The 16,624-nt window shown below is 29.3% G+C and carries 21 protein-coding genes; 5 read left to right on the plus strand and 16 right to left on the minus strand.

Features of this window, described 5'->3' with window-relative positions:
- Positions 1-88 precede the first annotated feature (88 nt).
- The 6 genes from I4V16_RS03155 to I4V16_RS03180 all read right to left on the minus strand — a co-directional run bounded on the left by I4V16_RS03155 (position 89) and on the right by I4V16_RS03180 (position 4,994).
- Positions 89-1,063, minus strand: a complete 975-nt coding sequence (locus I4V16_RS03155; RefSeq protein WP_049176978.1) for an SPFH domain-containing protein — start codon at positions 1,061-1,063, stop codon at positions 89-91.
- Positions 1,064-1,075: 12 nt separating this feature from the next.
- Positions 1,076-2,134: a hypothetical protein gene (locus I4V16_RS03160; protein WP_049176993.1), complete on the minus strand. Its 1,059-nt coding sequence runs from the start codon at positions 2,132-2,134 to the stop codon at positions 1,076-1,078.
- A gap of 13 nt (positions 2,135-2,147) precedes the next feature.
- Positions 2,148-2,777 carry a PspA/IM30 family protein gene (locus I4V16_RS03165; RefSeq protein WP_049176976.1) on the minus strand — a complete coding sequence of 210 codons (630 nt, stop codon included), beginning with the start codon at positions 2,775-2,777 and terminating at the stop codon, positions 2,148-2,150.
- A gap of 152 nt (positions 2,778-2,929) precedes the next feature.
- The gene (locus I4V16_RS03170; protein ID WP_099329142.1) at positions 2,930-3,703 is read right to left on the minus strand and encodes an ABC transporter ATP-binding protein; all 774 of its coding nucleotides are present in this window, start codon (positions 3,701-3,703) and stop codon (positions 2,930-2,932) included.
- Between the two features lie 6 nt (positions 3,704-3,709).
- Positions 3,710-4,498 (minus strand): hypothetical protein, encoded by a 789-nt coding sequence (locus I4V16_RS03175; protein ID WP_195966518.1) that lies wholly within the window; start codon positions 4,496-4,498, stop codon positions 3,710-3,712.
- 7 nt (positions 4,499-4,505) lie between these two features.
- The gene (locus tag I4V16_RS03180; RefSeq protein ID WP_195966519.1) at positions 4,506-4,994 is read right to left on the minus strand and encodes a hypothetical protein; all 489 of its coding nucleotides are present in this window, start codon (positions 4,992-4,994) and stop codon (positions 4,506-4,508) included.
- A 129-nt stretch (positions 4,995-5,123) separates the two neighbouring features.
- Between I4V16_RS03180 and I4V16_RS03185 the strand changes: the two genes are divergently transcribed.
- From I4V16_RS03185 to I4V16_RS03195, 3 genes are all read left to right on the plus strand, one after another.
- The gene (locus tag I4V16_RS03185) at positions 5,124-5,447 is read left to right on the plus strand and encodes a hypothetical protein (protein ID WP_049176971.1); all 324 of its coding nucleotides are present in this window, start codon (positions 5,124-5,126) and stop codon (positions 5,445-5,447) included.
- Positions 5,448-5,580: 133 nt separating this feature from the next.
- Complete coding sequence (locus I4V16_RS03190) at positions 5,581-6,153, plus strand: LemA family protein (protein WP_049176992.1); 573 nt, start codon at positions 5,581-5,583, stop codon at positions 6,151-6,153.
- Positions 6,154-6,155: 2 nt separating this feature from the next.
- Positions 6,156-6,938 (plus strand): TPM domain-containing protein, encoded by a 783-nt coding sequence (locus I4V16_RS03195; RefSeq protein ID WP_195966520.1) that lies wholly within the window; start codon positions 6,156-6,158, stop codon positions 6,936-6,938.
- A 46-nt stretch (positions 6,939-6,984) separates the two neighbouring features.
- Here the strand turns inward: I4V16_RS03195 and I4V16_RS03200 are convergent, their stop codons facing one another.
- The 4 genes from I4V16_RS03200 to I4V16_RS03215 form a co-directional block, all read right to left on the minus strand.
- Entirely contained in the window at positions 6,985-8,373 is a 1,389-nt protein-coding gene (locus I4V16_RS03200) for a methyl-accepting chemotaxis protein (protein WP_111938169.1), read from the minus strand.
- A gap of 106 nt (positions 8,374-8,479) precedes the next feature.
- Entirely contained in the window at positions 8,480-8,797 is a 318-nt protein-coding gene (locus I4V16_RS03205) for a DUF1540 domain-containing protein (RefSeq protein WP_049176966.1), read from the minus strand.
- Positions 8,798-8,803: 6 nt separating this feature from the next.
- Positions 8,804-9,355: an NADH peroxidase gene (locus I4V16_RS03210; protein WP_049176964.1), complete on the minus strand. Its 552-nt coding sequence runs from the start codon at positions 9,353-9,355 to the stop codon at positions 8,804-8,806.
- A gap of 123 nt (positions 9,356-9,478) precedes the next feature.
- Positions 9,479-9,697, minus strand: a complete 219-nt coding sequence (locus I4V16_RS03215; protein ID WP_049176963.1) for a hypothetical protein — start codon at positions 9,695-9,697, stop codon at positions 9,479-9,481.
- Positions 9,698-9,814: 117 nt separating this feature from the next.
- Here I4V16_RS03215 and I4V16_RS03220 point away from each other — a divergent pair, with 117 nt between their 5' ends.
- Positions 9,815-10,795 carry an amidase domain-containing protein gene (locus tag I4V16_RS03220; protein WP_111938168.1) on the plus strand — a complete coding sequence of 327 codons (981 nt, stop codon included), beginning with the start codon at positions 9,815-9,817 and terminating at the stop codon, positions 10,793-10,795.
- A gap of 24 nt (positions 10,796-10,819) precedes the next feature.
- Here the strand turns inward: I4V16_RS03220 and I4V16_RS03225 are convergent, their stop codons facing one another.
- The gene (locus I4V16_RS03225) at positions 10,820-11,362 is read right to left on the minus strand and encodes a hypothetical protein (RefSeq protein WP_153061851.1); all 543 of its coding nucleotides are present in this window, start codon (positions 11,360-11,362) and stop codon (positions 10,820-10,822) included.
- 97 nt (positions 11,363-11,459) lie between these two features.
- Entirely contained in the window at positions 11,460-11,843 is a 384-nt protein-coding gene (locus tag I4V16_RS03230; protein ID WP_049176957.1) for a hypothetical protein, read from the minus strand.
- Between the two features lie 186 nt (positions 11,844-12,029).
- Between I4V16_RS03230 and I4V16_RS03235 the strand changes: the two genes are divergently transcribed.
- Positions 12,030-12,374, plus strand: a complete 345-nt coding sequence (locus I4V16_RS03235; RefSeq protein ID WP_049176955.1) for a phenylpyruvate tautomerase MIF-related protein — start codon at positions 12,030-12,032, stop codon at positions 12,372-12,374.
- A 50-nt stretch (positions 12,375-12,424) separates the two neighbouring features.
- Here I4V16_RS03235 and glpK read toward each other — a convergent pair whose 3' ends face one another.
- The 4 genes from glpK to I4V16_RS03260 all read right to left on the minus strand — a co-directional run bounded on the left by glpK (position 12,425) and on the right by I4V16_RS03260 (position 16,521).
- The gene (gene glpK / locus I4V16_RS03240; RefSeq protein ID WP_049176953.1) at positions 12,425-13,909 is read right to left on the minus strand and encodes a glycerol kinase GlpK; all 1,485 of its coding nucleotides are present in this window, start codon (positions 13,907-13,909) and stop codon (positions 12,425-12,427) included.
- 105 nt (positions 13,910-14,014) lie between these two features.
- Complete coding sequence (gene purB, locus I4V16_RS03245) at positions 14,015-15,445, minus strand: adenylosuccinate lyase (RefSeq protein ID WP_049176951.1); 1,431 nt, start codon at positions 15,443-15,445, stop codon at positions 14,015-14,017.
- Positions 15,446-15,872: 427 nt separating this feature from the next.
- Complete coding sequence (locus I4V16_RS03255; RefSeq protein ID WP_027097561.1) at positions 15,873-16,133, minus strand: HPr family phosphocarrier protein; 261 nt, start codon at positions 16,131-16,133, stop codon at positions 15,873-15,875.
- 127 nt (positions 16,134-16,260) lie between these two features.
- A complete protein-coding gene (locus I4V16_RS03260) occupies positions 16,261-16,521 on the minus strand; it encodes a stage V sporulation protein S (RefSeq protein WP_027097560.1) in 261 nt (86 codons plus the stop codon).
- Between the last annotated feature and the right edge of the window lie 103 nt (positions 16,522-16,624).

The raw sequence follows: 16,624 nt of genomic DNA on the forward strand, positions 1-16,624 counted from the left end.
TAAATTTATACTTATTATATTATTTGAATAATAAATTTTCAATAATACAAATAAACTCTAGTAAAATTATTTACTAGAGTTCTTATATTTATGAAAGTTTTTGACCACACTCACTACAGAACTTTCCTCCAGAAGTCTTTGTTCCACAACTTGGACAGAACTTTGGATAAGCTCCATTGCTTGAATCTTGAGTATTATTATTCGTAGTAGTATTACTATTTTGTTGCATATTATTCATCATTTGTTGTCCCATTGACATACCCATTTGCATTGCTACCATATCAGATGCAACATTACCACCATTCATTTTTCCAGATGTCATTCCTTCAACCATACTAACTTGTTGATATTTACTCATATCCCCAACCATACTTTGAGAAGCTATTTTATTAATCATTTTTTGAACTTCTTCAGGATATGAAAAACTTGCTATATTAAAATTAGTTATAGATATTCCAATTTTACTCATTTCATAGTCTAAATCCTCACAAATTCCTCTTGATATATCAAAAGAATTAGCTTGAAGATTAAACATATCTTTTCCCTCTTTAACTATCCACTTCATTAAAAGTTGATCAAGGAAAGATAAAACTCTCTCTTTAGTTTCATCAATTGAATATTGATGCTTTATACCAGCTATTTTATCTATAAAAGCCATATGGTCTGAAAGCTTACAATTAAATGTTCCATTTGCTCTTACAGGCATTCCTCCTGGTAATGCTTGATTAGGAATATTTATAGCTTGTCTTGTTCCCCATCTTACAGTAAACTCTTTTGTATTAATGAATAATACCTCAGCTCTTATTCCACTATTAAATCCAAATTTAAAGCCTTTTAATGTAGATAAGAAAGGAATAATTTCAGATTCAATATCATAACTTCCTTCATCGGTAAATACACCTTCAAGTTTTCCATTATACATGAATATGGCATCTTGCCCTGGACGAATTATTAATCTTGAACCTTTTTTAATTTCTTTATTGTCCCATTTCCAAAATAATAAATCATCTCTATACTCTTCCCATTCAACTACATTTGAAAATTGTTTTGAAAATAAACCCATGCTCTTCTCCTCCTATGAATTGCTTAAATACATAAATAAACAAAATACTATAATTAAAACTATCACTATTAATACTATTTTGGCAATACTATATGGATATAATCCACTAACTTTTCCTGTTTGACCATTTATCATAACAGTATAATTTTTACCTTTATAGTCATATGTTGTAGAATATACAGGAATTAAAATATACTTATATGTTTCATTAGAATATCCACCACTTAACCTTACACTTCTAACTCTATCATATCTACGTCTAACATTACTTTCTGCCATAGATCTTACTCCATCATTCATAATACCTATTGCATCCCTATGGCCACCTTCTAATCCTACGCTATAGTTCTCTGATAAATGCCCTGATATATAATCAGGTGAATAAGGTAATAACTGCTTTAAATTAAATGGTTCTATTCCTTTAAATAGACCACTCTTATATCTAATTGAAGCTGGCACTTGTATATCATCAAAGAAATTTTCTATATGCCCTGAGGTAAAATACCAATCAGTAACTACCTTACGATATGTCTTACCATCTGCTCCTGTTCTAGTTACAGTCCTATCTCTTCCACCTTCTGCAGTGTAATTAAAAGAAGCTTGTGCATCAAATGTCCAATAAGGTACATAAATGCTTTGAAATCCACCTCTTTGATATAAATTCTTTAGTTCATTTGGTGCTAATAGTCTTTTTTTCATCCAAGTATTAAATCTTTCATGAGCATCATTTTTATCAATTTTAAAAGGAACAACACCATCAGGTATTAATGTTTCCTCTTGCTTATCTGCTAAAACGTAGGCAGAACCACAATAAGGACATTTTTTAGCCGTCTCTAATCCTGAAACCTCAATTAAAGCTCCACAACCTTTACATTCCATTGTTTGAGTTTCTTTCATTTCTACCTTTATACTTCTTTTAGCATCTATTGTTAATGTATGTTCCTCTATAATTCCATCATTAGATTTTACATTCTCACTATTACCACAGTTTGGACATTTTAAGCATTGAGCTTTAGCATCAAACTCCATTACACCACCACAGCCCTCACATTTGTAAACTGTACTAGACATATTACCCTCCCCCTTATTCTTTTTCTAACTCATCAAATAATCTCTTTAATTCCTCTTCCTCTGCTTTATCACTTGATAAATCATTTAATTCCTCCAAAGCTTTAGCCTTAAATAACTTTTTGTCTGCCTCTTCCTCTAATCTTGAAACCTTATCCTCTATAGACCCACCATTTTTTCCTGGAAGATTTCTCTCTTCAATCACTTTAGCACTATCTAATGTATTTTTAATTGTATTCATTCTTTCCTTTAAGCTGTTAATATCTTTTGTCAATTTTTCTTCCATCTGTTTCATCTTATTGGAATTGTCCAAAATCATATTGTAATCACTAACTAGTTTACTTTCTTTAATCTTAAGCTCATTTACTTTATCTAGAAACTCACTTTCCCTTGAACTATCCCTATCATCTTGAGCTCTTCTTAAATATCTCTCAGCTTTTGTTATCTCATCTCTGCATTCATTTAAACTTCTCTTCATTCTCTTTTCCTCAGTTATAATAGTTGCAGTCTCTGACCTAATACTTCCTAAATCATCTTCGATTTTTCTTAAATATTCGTTAACCAGCTTTTCTGGAGCATCTTCCTTAGTTAAAATAGAATTAATGTTTGATGTCATTATGTTTGTAAATCTTTTTATAATACTCATAGCTCCCCCTTATATATACCATTTATTTATGCCTATCTCTTAATATAATATTAATTTTACTGTAGATTACTGTCAATATAAACTATTCTTTACATATCTATAATATTAAAAAAACCAGAGTAAAATTCTATACTCTAGCTTTTTATTATTTATTATTCCATTTCATTTAATAAACTTTGTGATTCCTTAGATGTCATGTCCACTATTTTGTAAAAGAATTCTTTTTGTGATAAACCTTTTCTTTCTAAATGCGCTTCTATTTTCCCATCTTTTATTAGTAATATTCTTTCACAGTAACTTGCTATCATTGAATCATGAGTTACCATTACTATTGTTTTTCCTTCTTTACTATTTAATTCTTTTAAAGTCTTTAATAACTCATGAGAATTCTTACTATCAAGGTTTCCTGTAGGTTCATCAGCAACAATTATAGAAGGATTATTTACTAGAGCCCTTGCAATTGCAGCCCTTTGTCTTTGTCCCCCAGAACACTCATTAGGATATTTATCTACCACTTCTTCTATTCCTAATCTTTTTGCATACTCAACTGTTTTTTCCCTAATTTCTTTTGTGCCTAACTTTTTAGATAGGGTTAGGGGGATAGCTATATTTTCTCCAACAGTTATATTATCAATCAAATTAAACTCTTGAAATATAAATCCTATATTTTCATACCTAAACTTACTTAATTGAGTATCATACATTGAACATACTTCTATTCCATTTAATTCAACTAGTCCTTTTGTTGGATTGTCTATTGTAGAAACTATATTTAAAAGGGTAGTTTTTCCTGAACCTGATGGTCCCATTATCCCTACAAATTCCCCTTTATAAACCTCTAAATTTATATTATCTAATGCTATTGTCTTACTTGTTGCAGTTCCATATATCTTTGTTAAATTTTGAACCTCTATAACTTTTTCCATCTCTAATCACCCCTTAATCATTCTAAACACTCTATCTTTATATAACTTATAGGATATACCCCCTAATATAATAATAGTAATTAAGGGTACTATAATTATTTGAATTAACTCTTTTATTAATAAATAATTTTTAATTACTGATGAAGTTCCCATTATAATTAAAGGAATAAATGTTAACACTAAAAATATAGAGTAAAATATAAACATTTCCTTTTTTATAATAGATTTTAATTTTTTATCACTATACCCAATAAACTTTAAATTTCTATAAATTATTTTTCTGTTATTTATTTCAATTAACATCTTAAAAATAATTGCAAAACTTAATAAAGCTAATAAACTAAATAATTGTATATTAGTTATAAATATAGTTGAATATGACACATTTATAGAATTTAATACAGGTCCTATTGTAGATGTTATTGCCACCATTATAAATGCCATTAGAGGGGATATTTTCATTATTAAATTTATTACATTTCCTGACCATACACTTCTTTCAGAATCATATAGCTTTCCAGTTTTCCTTTTTTTATCTAAATATTTGGGAATACCAAATCTTATGGTTCCCATAGCACCTCCAACACACATAATCATATTTAACCAAATTACAGGGCCAACGTTTTCTCCTGCAAGATAATATGTTGATACTAATCCTAAAAGATATGTTATAAAATACATAGCCGTTGGCTTTTTTAATAGCCTTTTATCTTTTTCAAATGTAGTTCTATTATAATTCATAAGTTCCAAAATAGTTCTTCTATAGCAAAAACCTGTAGATACTAAAACAGACATAACAAATTCAATTATTATAACCCCCTATAGTAAGTCCTATTGCCTCTGGAGATATATATAATATTGATCTTTCTATTTCTAAATTTATTTTTATAAAATAATTATATATTGGTGAAGATAGTACAGCCAGTACTAATCCAATAGTAATTCCAATGCCTTGTAATATGATATTTTGAACCCCTATATAAATAGCTGTCTTTTCAACTGATCCTCCACTTATCCCAATAATACCTATATCACGTACTTTCGTAGTTCCATAATAATTACTAATATAGCAACACATTAAAAAAGCTATAATTACAATTACAAGCATTATTGTCATATTAGATGTTAGTATTTCACCACTCATATCACTAGAATAAAATATTCCTTTATCATAAGTAGAATTCAGAATATTAAATATTACTATAACTGAAATTGCGTAGGTTCCTATACATACATAATATTCTTTTAAATTTTTAAGTAAGTTGTCTTTTGCCATTCTAATAAAATTCATATATTCATCTCCCCACAACAAATTACATATATTAACATTATAACATTTATGGTATTATTTACAATATATTGTATTAATCACCACGGTATGTTACTATATTTAAAAACTTATAAAAAAGGAGGAAATAAAATGTTTATACCATATCCTATGCTAATAATATTCAATCAAACCTCTATGCTTATAAAGGATGTTAATATTACTTCCACACATCCATTATGGAAAGAGAAATGTAAAAAAATTAAAAAGAATGATAACAAAAGCTTCGGATTGGGTAAGTTCACACAAAATGGAGTTACTGACATAATTATTTCTTTTAAAGATTCTGAAGGTAATTCTCACGAAGTTATAGCCGCAAAGGATGTTTGCATGAAAGGTATGCCTAAAGTGAAAATGTTCATTAAAGATAGTGAAGATGGTAATTATATAGCTGATTATAAATTAGATTTCGAATAATTATATATAAAAATTTTAAAGTGTGCTGTTATAAAAATATTAATTATTATGACAGCACACTTTTATTATATAAATATATTTTTTATTGCACATACTAACAATATAAGAAAGGAGTGATACTATGAATTTTAAAATGAGTAATGGACTAAAAATAGCTTTAATAGTTCTAGCTGTAATTCTAGTTATTGCTATTCCCATTGTTGGTAGCTATAATAGCTTAGTTAATTTAGAACAAACTGTTAATAAAGCGGAATCAAATATTGATACTCAACTTCAAAGACGTTCAGATTTAATTCCAAACCTTGTTAACACAGTAAAAGGATATGCATCTCAAGAAAAAGATATATTTACTGACATAGCAAATGCAAGAAGTAAACTTGCTGGAGCCACTTCAGTAACAGAACAAGCAGATGCAGATAGCCAATTGTCTAATGCATTATCTCGACTTCTTGTTGTTGTTGAAAGATATCCAGACCTTAAATCAAATCAAAACTTCAGGGACCTTTCAGTACAACTAGAGGGTACTGAAAATAGAATTGCCGTTGCTAGACAAGACTATAATACTGCTGTAACAAACTATAATGCTAAAAGGAGAAGATTTCCTACAACAATTATTTCATCACTCTTTGGATTTCAAGAAAAACCTTTATATAAAGCTAGTGCAGGTGCAGCTGATGTGCCTTCAGTAGATTTTAATCAACAATAAAGATGAAATCTAAAGTATTTAAATTCTTATCTTCTCTTTTATTGATACTGCTATTAAGTTTCAACTCCGTAAGTTCAGTGATTTCTATACCTAATCAAACAAATCTTAAATATTTAAATGATTATGTTGGAGTTATAAATGAGCCTGAGAAAGGAAATATACTTGGAATAGGACGAGAGCTTGAACTAAAAACAGGTGCACAAGCCACTATAGTAATTATTAACTCAACTAATGGAACACCTATTGAAAATTATTCATTAGAGTTATTTCGTAATTGGGGAATTGGCCAAAAAAATAAGGATAATGGTTTATTAATTCTTATTTCAATTGATGATAAGACTTGGAGAGTTGAAGTTGGCAGAGGATTAGAGGGTGCTATTCCTGATGCTTTAAGCAATAGAGTTATGGAAACCTTAGGTAAACCAAGCTTCTTAGAAGGAAACTATAGCCAAGGGTTAATGAATTCCTATAGTACATTTTGTGATATAATTGCTAAAGAATACAATGTAACTTTAGATAAATCCTTAGATCTTACAGTCCCTAGTTATGGTAATACAACAGAAAATTCATCAAGAGGTTTTGCATTTTCAGGAGGTATAATACTCATTTTATTTTTGCTGGATATCATACTGAATCGTGGAAGGATTTCTTCTACCCTTCTTCAAATAATATTTTGGAGTAATATTGGTAGAGGTGGTCCTAGAGGAGGATCCGGTGGAGGCGGCAACTTTGGTGGCTTTGGTGGAGGATCTTCAAATGGTGGAGGATCTTCTGGAGGATGGTAAAAAGGACATACAAGAATCTTCCGTTTCTTGTATGTCCTTTTTTATATTAATCCTCTTCTGTTGGACCCTCTAGTTCAAATTTATTAACGTACACTGAGGTATTATCAGCATTCTTTTCCAATTCCTTTGCATATTCTGCTAAGTGACTTGAAGATTCCTTAGTTGCCTCTGAGGATACTGCAATTTCTTCAGCTGAACTAAATATCTGTTGATTTACTAAAGACAATGTTTGTATTTGTTCCATAATAATATTGCTACTCTTATAAATCATATTTGAACTATTTGCTAAATTACTCATCTTCGGAGCCATAGTGGCTACAGACTCTGATATATTAGCAAATGATTTAATAGACTTTTCTACCCCTATCCACTGCTTGTCCAATTCAACTTTCATACTTGATGTATTATCAACAAGATTTTTAGAATTAATAAGTACATTATTAATTAACTGATTAATTGAAATAGATGATTCCTTAGTCTTTTCTGATAACTTTCTTATTTCATCTGCAACAACAGTAAATCCTCTTCCAGCTTCACCAGCTCTTGCAGCTTCAATTGCAGCATTTAATGCAAGAAGATTTGTTTGTTCTGCTACATTATTAATTAACTCAGTAATATCGTTTACCTTTTTTATATTATCATTCATTGCTTCTAATGTATTTAAGAAGGTCATAAAAATATTATTAAATCCTTTTAAAGAATTAGTTAGCTCTTTTAAATCTGCATTACTTTCAACAGCATTATTATCTACAGTCACTGTCATATCAGAAACTGTTTTTATATCCTGTGCTACTTCTTGAACCATGCTTGTAAGAGTATTTATTTTCTCAATCATTCCCTCAATATTTGATGATTCATCAGAAATCGCTTTCACTATACTATTTATAGATGAAGAAATATTACTTGTAGTATCCTTTAATTCAGAAGAAACACTAGTTAGAGCTAAGGATTGATTGTTCATAGAATATGTTGATTCTCCCAATTCTTTTATCATATCTATTGTAGATTTTTGCATAATGTCTAATGCTCTACATATTGCTCCAATTTCATCTTCCCTCTTAAAATATTTATCTTTAATTTTATAATGATATACCCCATTTGTTAAATATTCTATATGTAATCTTAAGCCGTTTAATAGCCTTGCAGTTTTACCATAAAACTTCCAAGAATACATTGCTGCTACAACAATAGCTAATATACTAAATATTAATAAAATTCCTAAAATTAAATTTAGAGATGAATTTATTGATGCAGTAACCCTCTCCATTTCATCTGGAAAAACAACCTCTTTTAAGTTACTAGAAATTATTATACCAGAAATAATTCTCGACAATCCCACAATCCCCAATACAACAAAAGATAAAATTAAAATCGTAGTTCTCGTTGTATTGTACTTAAAACTTTTTTTTGCGTCAAAATTTGCATTTAACCTCATAATATTCCCCTATACCCTTTCCCTCTTTTTATGTATAAAATAATTCTTTTTTACAAATTATCCATAAATTAATGGTAGCATTAATTTATGGATAATTCAATTAAAACTATTCTAGTTTAAAACTATGACACTTAGTTTCTGTATACACTTCTACATTATTTCCGGCTACTTGTATTCCCTCTAATGAGCATAAATTATTATCATGATACTTACATGATTTCACAAAACATACTAGGCTATCGCACTCCCCTTCAGAATTTGTATTGTTTGTAAGATCACTATATAAAAGCCTATTTAAGAAAGATCCACAGCATGTTTCTTCATCTACTGCCGCTGCTTTTCCCCCTATATTAACTCTATTAGCATAACAAGTTCCACACTTATTATGTGAACAATTTGTAACACTACAATCTATTCTATTCATACCATCTTACCTCTTTCCACTAAAATATCTGTCTAATAATCCCTTAAACGCTCTTCCATGTCTAGCTTCATCTTTACACATTTCATGAACAGTATCATGTATAGCATCTAGATTATTTTGTTTTGCTACTGTAGCAAGCTTTTTCTTACCTTCACAAGCTCCATATTCTGCTTCTACCCTAGCTTCCAAATTTGATTTAGTATCTGCAACTACTACTTCCCCTAATATTTCTGCAAATTTTGCTGCATGTTCAGCTTCCTCATAAGCAATTCTCTTATAAGCTTCTGCAACTTCTGGATATCCTTCCCTATCTGCCTGACGAGACATAGCAAGATACATACCTACTTCTGTGCACTCACCCATAAAATTTGCTCTTAAATCATCAATAACCTCTGATGATAAATCTTTAGCAATTCCAATTCTATGTTCATCAGCCCATTGTAAATCACCTTTAATTTCTTCAAACTTTGAACTGTCTACTTTACAAATAGGACAAATTTCTGGTGGTTCACTACCTTCATGTATATAACCACAAACAGTACAAATAAACTTTTTCATTATCTTACCTCCTATATATTCTTCATTACTATTATTCCTATCTTTCCATTTAATAATTCTATTTGCCAAGAAAAAAAGAGAAATTGTTCTACAATTTCTCTTTTAATCTTATTATTCTATTTTCTAAGCCCATATATTTAATATTGCCAATATACTAACCACTATAATTGTTATAAAAGAACATACCATGGATATTATAGTAAACTTCATAGCCTTCTTACTCATAACTTCATTTTCTTCCTCTGATTCACTTACTCTCTTTGATATTTTTCTTCCATATATATATAAAGAAATATTAATTGCTATCATGACAAAAATTATCGATATTAATAAAATCTTCATTATAAATCCTCCTCTTATTGTAACAAAATTAATTTCAAAAACATTATATCATCTACATTCACATTTATCCATACATTCAATATATACTGTAATATCTAAAGAAAATAGGAGGTTATAATGGTAAAGCTATACATCTATAAATTATTCTATCTTCTACAAAACCCATCATCTAATTTTAAAAAATTATCATCCCATATAATGAATGATAGTATTTTAAAAGAAATTTCTCTACAAAATAAATATAAAAATAAAATAAGAAAAACCTTTGGATATAATATTCAAGATGAAAAATATAAAATAGAAAACATATCTATTGATAAAGAAAAAACAATATTCCGAGTAAAAATTTCAACTATTCATTCTTTTAATTATATTAATAGCACATTAAAGACAAGATCCTCTGAAAGACTGTACTTTATCCTTATCTTAAAAAAAGTAAATAGACTTTGGACTATATTAGATATGTGTAACAAAGACATCTTTCCTTCTACATATGATAAACTCTCAAAAAGAACTCTATTTTATAACATTAAGGAATGTCTTGACTTAGACTATAGATTAAAGTTTTTAGAGAATCAATTATCTTCTCTTAATTCTTTTCTTATAGATTATAAAAGAATGGTTAGGACCTCAAACTCACTTATCCCTTTTAGAGGAAGCAACTATAATTCTAAATTAGCTAGCGAATATGCACAAAAACATGCTTTAAATTATAATACTAAATATAAAAGCTTTGATACTTCTGGAGGAGACTGTACAAATTTTGTATCTCAATGTTTACATGCAGGCAATATTCCAATAACAAATAGTTGGAGACCTTATAGCACTTCTTGGATAAGAGTTAATGAATTATATAATTACCTTATCAAAAATGGTATTGGTGTTGATATAACCTCAAAACACCCTTATAAAGAAGGTGATGTAATACAATTTTATGCTAATAGCAAAGGATACTTTTCTCACTCTGGTGTAATAACCAAAGCTCTTGGCTACGGTGAATATTTATATTGTTGTCATAGCTATGATAAGCTAAACTTTCCTCTTAGCGAAATATTTCCTTTTATGTACGATAAAATACGTGTAATTCAACCAAAATAAAAACGGGAATTTTAACTCCCGTTTTTATACTTTATATACCTTCTTCATCTTAAATTTCTTATTTGCTTTCTTTTGATTTGCTTCTTTTAATAATCTCTTCTCTCTATCATTAGTGGATTCCTCATAATCGTCACTACTCATTATTTCTTCAGGAAAATATCCACTTATATTTTCTTCCTTTGTCTCTACATTAATAACTTTATAAATTCCAAACTTCCTACTTAAAGTAACTATTCCCTTTCTATACTCTACATCTAACAAACTTAAATCTTTTTTTTCTTTTCTATATCTACATATACAAATAAAAATATATACATTTTCTAAATCATTTAAATATCTACTTCCAATCATTCTAAATGTACAAATTGTCTTTTCTTTTTTCTTCTTTGAAACAAAAGTATCTTCAATATATTTTTCTATAGTTTCTCTCTTAGTGAAACTAAGACCTAACACTGATGGCAAATCTGAAATAAAACCTATTCCAAGTAATACAAGCAATATTACCAAGATGATTATAGCCTGACCTATCCACAAATGCTGTAGCATTGCTTCACCCCTTCTCTTCATTGATTAATTACATAATACTATAAAACTTTTCTTACTTCTATAGTATAGATATTTTATGTAAATATCCATACCAGTAAGTAAAAAAGATAGCCTTTAGCTATCTTCTTTCAAAATAATCCTTAAGAATTTTTTTATCTAAGTTATTAATTTCAAAATTATCTATATCATTTATATTAATCCATTTTGCTTCTTTGTAGTTCTTATCCAAAGTTACTTTTTCCTTTAGTGTACCTAAGTATACCATAACACTTTCATCTTCATTTATAGAATATTCATTTATAGGCTCTAACTCAAAAACAATAGATTTCAATACATCCTTAACACCTCTATGTATTGTTTTTTCATGCTCTTCCTTACTTCTCTTCTTTTGATTTAAAAGAGACCATTCTTCAATTTGTCCTCTTTTAACCTTTTTCTTAAGCAATAATACGTTATTAAAATCATCTCTTATAATTAGGCTACAACTGACAACCGTGGACATAATGCTCCCCCCTATTAATAAATTACTTTTTCTATATTTTATCATATTTTGACTAATTAAGCCATTATTTTGTTGTTTTTTTAATCTAAATAAAATTTGCAAAAAGTCATTTTAATTTGTAGAGTTCAAGATTAATTGCTATAATATGGATATAAAACATATCATTTATGATTAGGGGTGATTTAAATGCCATATATTAATTCTAAAGTAACAGTAAGTTTATCAGAGGATAAAGTTAATAAGCTAAAGGAAGAACTAGGAAAAATAATTTGTGACATTCCTGGGAAAAGTGAAAACTTTCTAATGGTAGGTTTTGAAGATAATTACACACTTTATTTTAAAGGCGAGAAACTTAAACTTGGAGCTTTTATAGAAGTAAAAATTTTCGGTAAAACCTCAAAAGATTCATTAAATACAATGACAAAGCACTTATGTGAATTATTCACTAGAGAACTTGGAATACCTGGTGAGACTATATATGTCAAATATGAAGAGGTGGATAATTGGGGATGGAATGGTTCTAACTTTTAGTATACCTATTAAAATTAAGAAGCATAGTTTGTACTATGCTTCTATTTATATTATTCTTCCCATCCTAAACTTCTCTCTACAGCTTTTTTCCACTTAGAATAAAGCTTATTTCTCTCTTCCTCTGCCATGTTTGGATAATACCTTTCACTTTCATACCATCCCTTTGATAATTCATTTCTATCCTTCCAAAATCCTACTGCTAATCCTGCAAGATAAGCTGCTCCCAATGCTGTAGTTTCTGTTATTATTGGTCTAGAAACTTCTATATTCATAATATCTGATTGAAATTGCATTAAAAGTTTATTTCTACTTGCTCCACCATCAACCTTTAACCTTTTTATCTTTATATTTGATTCTTTTTCCATTGTCTCCATTACTTCTTTTGATTGATAAGCAATAGACTCTAGGGCTGCACGAATTATATGGTTTTTGTTAGTTCCTCTTGTTAAACCAAAAATAGTTCCTCTTGCATACATATCCCAATAAGGAGCTCCTAATCCAACAAATGCAGGTACCAAGTAAACTCCTCCATTATCTTTTACTTTACTAGCAAAATATTCGCTATCACTTGCATCACTTATTAATTTAAGCTCATCTCTGAGCCATTGAATTACTGCTCCTCCTACAAATACAGAACCCTCTAATGCATATTGAACCTTGTTTTCAATGCCAATTGCAATGGTTGTAAGCAAACCTTCTTTACTTTCTACCAATTCTTCTCCTGTATTCATTAATAAGAAGCACCCAGTACCATATGTATTCTTAGCCTCTCCCTTATTAAAAGCAGTCTGACCAAATAATGCTGCTTGTTGATCTCCAGCAATTCCTGCAATAGGAACTCTCCACTCTTTTAAACTTGTGTACCCATATACTTCTGAAGAACTTTTCACCTGTGGTAACATGGATAATGGAATATTGAAAATCCTTAATAATTCCTCATCCCACTTTAATTCTCTTATGTTATATAACATAGTTCTTGAAGCATTTGTATAATCAGTAACATGCACTTCGCCTTCTGTCATCTTCCAAGTAAGCCATGTATCAACTGTTCCAAATAATAACTCTCCTCTATCAGCTTTTTCCCTAGCACCTTCTACATTATCTAAAATCCACTTAATTTTAGTTGCAGAAAAATATGCATCAGGAATTAAACCTGTTTTCTTTTGTACATATTTATCTATTCCACTATCCTTCAATTGGTCAATCATCTTTGAAGTACGTCTACATTGCCATACAATTGCATTATAAATTGGTTCACCTGTTGTCTTATCCCATACTATAGTAGTTTCTCTTTGATTTGTAATGCCTATTGCAGCTATATCTTTAGGGCTAATATTAATCTTTGCCATTACTTCTTGAAGTACACCATATTGACTAGCCCAAATCTCCATAGGATTATGCTCTACCCATCCCTCTTTAGGGTAAATTTGTGTTATTTCCTTTTGACTTACCCCTAATATATTTTGATTTTTATCAAATACAATAGCTCTTGAACTTGTTGTTCCTTGATCTAAAGCAATAATATATTTTTTCATAATTAATTTCCTACTCCTTTTATTAGACAGTGTAAATGTTTTCTTTAACAATAACTATTATAGCAGAAAAAGCCCAAGCATACCATGCTCGGACTTTTTAATAAACTATACATTAATTTCACTATGAATATCAACAGCATCCTTATTATCTTCTATGATTGGAGTAATATACTCATCAATAAATTCAACAACTTGGCTTGGGGCTCTACCTACAAACTTAGTTGGATCTATTATAGCTAAAATTTCTTCTTTTGAAAGATTAAAGCTATCATCTGCAATGATTCTCTTAATAAGATCATTATCTAAGCCTTCACCCTTAACTCTTTGAGCTGCAGCCATTGAATGTTCTCTAATTCTTTCATGAAGTTCTTGTCTATCTCCGCCTCTTTTTACTGATTCCATCATAATATTTTCAGTAGCCATAAATGGTAGTTCATTATTAACATGAGCTGCTATTACTTTATCATAAACAACCATATTTTCTGATATATTTATATAAAGATTTAATACACCATCTAAAGCTAAGAAAGCTTCTGCTACTGAAATTCTCTTATTTGCAGAGTCATCTAGAGTTCTTTCAAACCATTGAGTTGAAGCAGTTATTGCTGGATTTAATGCATCAACTATAACGTATCTAGCAAGAGCTCCCATTCTTTCACTTCTCATAGGGTTTCTTTTATACGCCATAGCTGAGGAACCAATTTGATGCTTTTCAAAGGGCTCTTCCATCTCCTTCATATTTTGAAGTAATCTTAAATCATTTGAGAACTTATAAGCACTTTGTGCAACTTCTGATAATGTATTTAAGATTATTGAATCAAGCTTTCTTGGATAAGTTTGACCTGTTACTCCAAAACTCTTATCAAATCCCATTTTTTCAGCAACCATTTTATCAAGAGCTTTAACTTTAGCTTCATCTCCTTCAAAAAGGTTCATGAAACTTGCTTGAGTACCAGTTGTTCCCTTAACCCCTCTTAACTTTAAAGTTGATAATAAATGGTCTATATTCTCAATATCCATTACTAAATCTTGCATCCATAAGGTAGCTCTCTTACCAACAGTAGTTAATTGTGCAGGTTGGAAATGTGTAAATCCTAGAGTAGGCATATCCTTATATTGCATAGCAAATTTACTTAATCTATCTAATACTGTTACTATCTTCTTCTTAACTAATAAAAGTGCATCTCTCATAATTATTACATCTGTATTATCACCTACATAACAACTTGTAGCACCTAAGTGTATGATTCCTTTTGCACTTGGACATTGTAATCCATATGCATATACATGACTCATTACATCATGTCTTACTTCTTTTTCTCTCTTAATTGCATCTTCATAATTTATATTATCAATATGAGCTTTTAACTCATTAATTTGTTCATCTGTTATGTTTAAGCCTAATTCTTTTTCACACTCAGCTAAAGCAACCCATAACTTTCTCCAAGTTGTGAACTTCATATCATCTGAAAATATGTAACTCATTTCTTTTGATGCATATCTTGAATTCAATGGACTATTATATAAATTTCTCATCACTTACCTCCACACGAATATATTTTTATTTTTCTAAAACATCATTCGTATTATATCATATATTTTTAAGTTTTACATTACTTTATGAAAAAAATATTTCACCTAGTAATATTTATGTTTTGTTTACATATAAATTAGATTAGAATAAACTTTTGATAGGAGTGAACTATATAATGTGCAAATTAAATATTTTCGATAAAATTTCATTTTTAATTTCTCTTTTAGGTGGGCTCAATTATGGCATACTTGCTTTAATAAATATCAATATTTTTTATATACTTTCATTTGGTTCTGCCTTAATACTTAGAATCTTCTATTTTCTTATATTCTTAAGTAGTATTGACTTAATATCACTAGTATTTAGATGTAAATATATTTTTGAAAACAAATAAAAGGTTCCTCTTACGAGAAACCTTTTTTTGACATACTAGTCTTCTAAGTTTTCAATTAACTTAACTATTTCTTCAACAGCTAAAGCTTCATCATCACCGTTAGCAATAACGTTTATTACAGAATCCTTAGTTACAGCTAATGAAAGAACTCCTATTAAGCTCTTAACGTTTGCTTTCTTACCATTGAATTCTATGCTTACATCTGATTTGAAAGATGAAGCCTTCTTAACTAATAAAGTTGCTGGTCTAGCATGTAAACCAGTTCCATTCTTAACTACAACTTCTTTTGAAACCATTACATTCACCTCTTTAAATATTCTATAAGCTTTCACTTAACTTTTATTATTATATATGAGATTGAAAAGAATTTCAAGACTTTTATAAATCTTATCTTTTATACCATAATAAAGGTGAGGTTATTTCTTATCTAGGTTGTACTATTAACTTAATTGCAGTTCTTTCTTCACCATCAATTTCTATATCAGTGAATGCTGGAATGCAAACGATATCTTTACCGCTTGGTGCAACAAAGCCTCTAGCGATAGCTATAGCCTTAACAGCTTGATTTATTGCTCCTGCCCCTACAGCTTGTATTTCTACAATATTTTTTTCTTTTATAATTGCAGCTAGAGCACCTGCAACTGAATTTGGATTGGATTTTGTTGATACTTTTAATACTTCCATTTCTATTTCTCCTCCCAGACCTACTAATCGTTTACAAAATAAAATATAATTACTTTCTCTATTAAATATATTCTATGTAAACTTTTAAAATCCTTTTTTTTAA

It is taken from the genome of Clostridium sp. 1001283B150210_160208_E6, assembly GCF_015669365.1.
Lineage (GTDB): Bacteria > Bacillota > Clostridia > Clostridiales > Clostridiaceae > Clostridium > Clostridium paraputrificum.

What these genes read in the sequence shown, in the direction of transcription:
- I4V16_RS03155 (WP_049176978.1), bottom strand. Translation starts at nt 1,063, where the DNA reads ATGGGTTTATTTTCAAAACAATTTTCAAATGTAGTTGAATGGGAAGAG.
- I4V16_RS03160 (WP_049176993.1), bottom strand. Translation starts at nt 2,134, where the DNA reads ATGTCTAGTACAGTTTACAAATGTGAGGGCTGTGGTGGTGTAATGGAG.
- I4V16_RS03165 (WP_049176976.1), bottom strand. Translation starts at nt 2,777, where the DNA reads ATGAGTATTATAAAAAGATTTACAAACATAATGACATCAAACATTAAT.
- I4V16_RS03170 (WP_099329142.1), bottom strand. Translation starts at nt 3,703, where the DNA reads ATGGAAAAAGTTATAGAGGTTCAAAATTTAACAAAGATATATGGAACT.
- I4V16_RS03175 (WP_195966518.1), bottom strand. Translation starts at nt 4,498, where the DNA reads ATGTCTGTTTTAGTATCTACAGGTTTTTGCTATAGAAGAACTATTTTG.
- I4V16_RS03180 (WP_195966519.1), bottom strand. Translation starts at nt 4,994, where the DNA reads ATGAATTTTATTAGAATGGCAAAAGACAACTTACTTAAAAATTTAAAA.
- I4V16_RS03185 (WP_049176971.1), top strand. Translation starts at nt 5,124, where the DNA reads ATGTTTATACCATATCCTATGCTAATAATATTCAATCAAACCTCTATG.
- I4V16_RS03190 (WP_049176992.1), top strand. Translation starts at nt 5,581, where the DNA reads ATGAGTAATGGACTAAAAATAGCTTTAATAGTTCTAGCTGTAATTCTA.
- I4V16_RS03195 (WP_195966520.1), top strand. Translation starts at nt 6,156, where the DNA reads ATGAAATCTAAAGTATTTAAATTCTTATCTTCTCTTTTATTGATACTG.
- I4V16_RS03200 (WP_111938169.1), bottom strand. Translation starts at nt 8,373, where the DNA reads ATGAGGTTAAATGCAAATTTTGACGCAAAAAAAAGTTTTAAGTACAAT.
- I4V16_RS03205 (WP_049176966.1), bottom strand. Translation starts at nt 8,797, where the DNA reads ATGAATAGAATAGATTGTAGTGTTACAAATTGTTCACATAATAAGTGT.
- I4V16_RS03210 (WP_049176964.1), bottom strand. Translation starts at nt 9,355, where the DNA reads ATGAAAAAGTTTATTTGTACTGTTTGTGGTTATATACATGAAGGTAGT.
- I4V16_RS03215 (WP_049176963.1), bottom strand. Translation starts at nt 9,697, where the DNA reads ATGAAGATTTTATTAATATCGATAATTTTTGTCATGATAGCAATTAAT.
- I4V16_RS03220 (WP_111938168.1), top strand. Translation starts at nt 9,815, where the DNA reads ATGGTAAAGCTATACATCTATAAATTATTCTATCTTCTACAAAACCCA.
- I4V16_RS03225 (WP_153061851.1), bottom strand. Translation starts at nt 11,362, where the DNA reads ATGAAGAGAAGGGGTGAAGCAATGCTACAGCATTTGTGGATAGGTCAG.
- I4V16_RS03230 (WP_049176957.1), bottom strand. Translation starts at nt 11,843, where the DNA reads ATGTCCACGGTTGTCAGTTGTAGCCTAATTATAAGAGATGATTTTAAT.
- I4V16_RS03235 (WP_049176955.1), top strand. Translation starts at nt 12,030, where the DNA reads ATGCCATATATTAATTCTAAAGTAACAGTAAGTTTATCAGAGGATAAA.
- glpK (WP_049176953.1), bottom strand. Translation starts at nt 13,909, where the DNA reads ATGAAAAAATATATTATTGCTTTAGATCAAGGAACAACAAGTTCAAGA.
- purB (WP_049176951.1), bottom strand. Translation starts at nt 15,445, where the DNA reads ATGAGAAATTTATATAATAGTCCATTGAATTCAAGATATGCATCAAAA.
- I4V16_RS03255 (WP_027097561.1), bottom strand. Translation starts at nt 16,133, where the DNA reads ATGGTTTCAAAAGAAGTTGTAGTTAAGAATGGAACTGGTTTACATGCT.
- I4V16_RS03260 (WP_027097560.1), bottom strand. Translation starts at nt 16,521, where the DNA reads ATGGAAGTATTAAAAGTATCAACAAAATCCAATCCAAATTCAGTTGCA.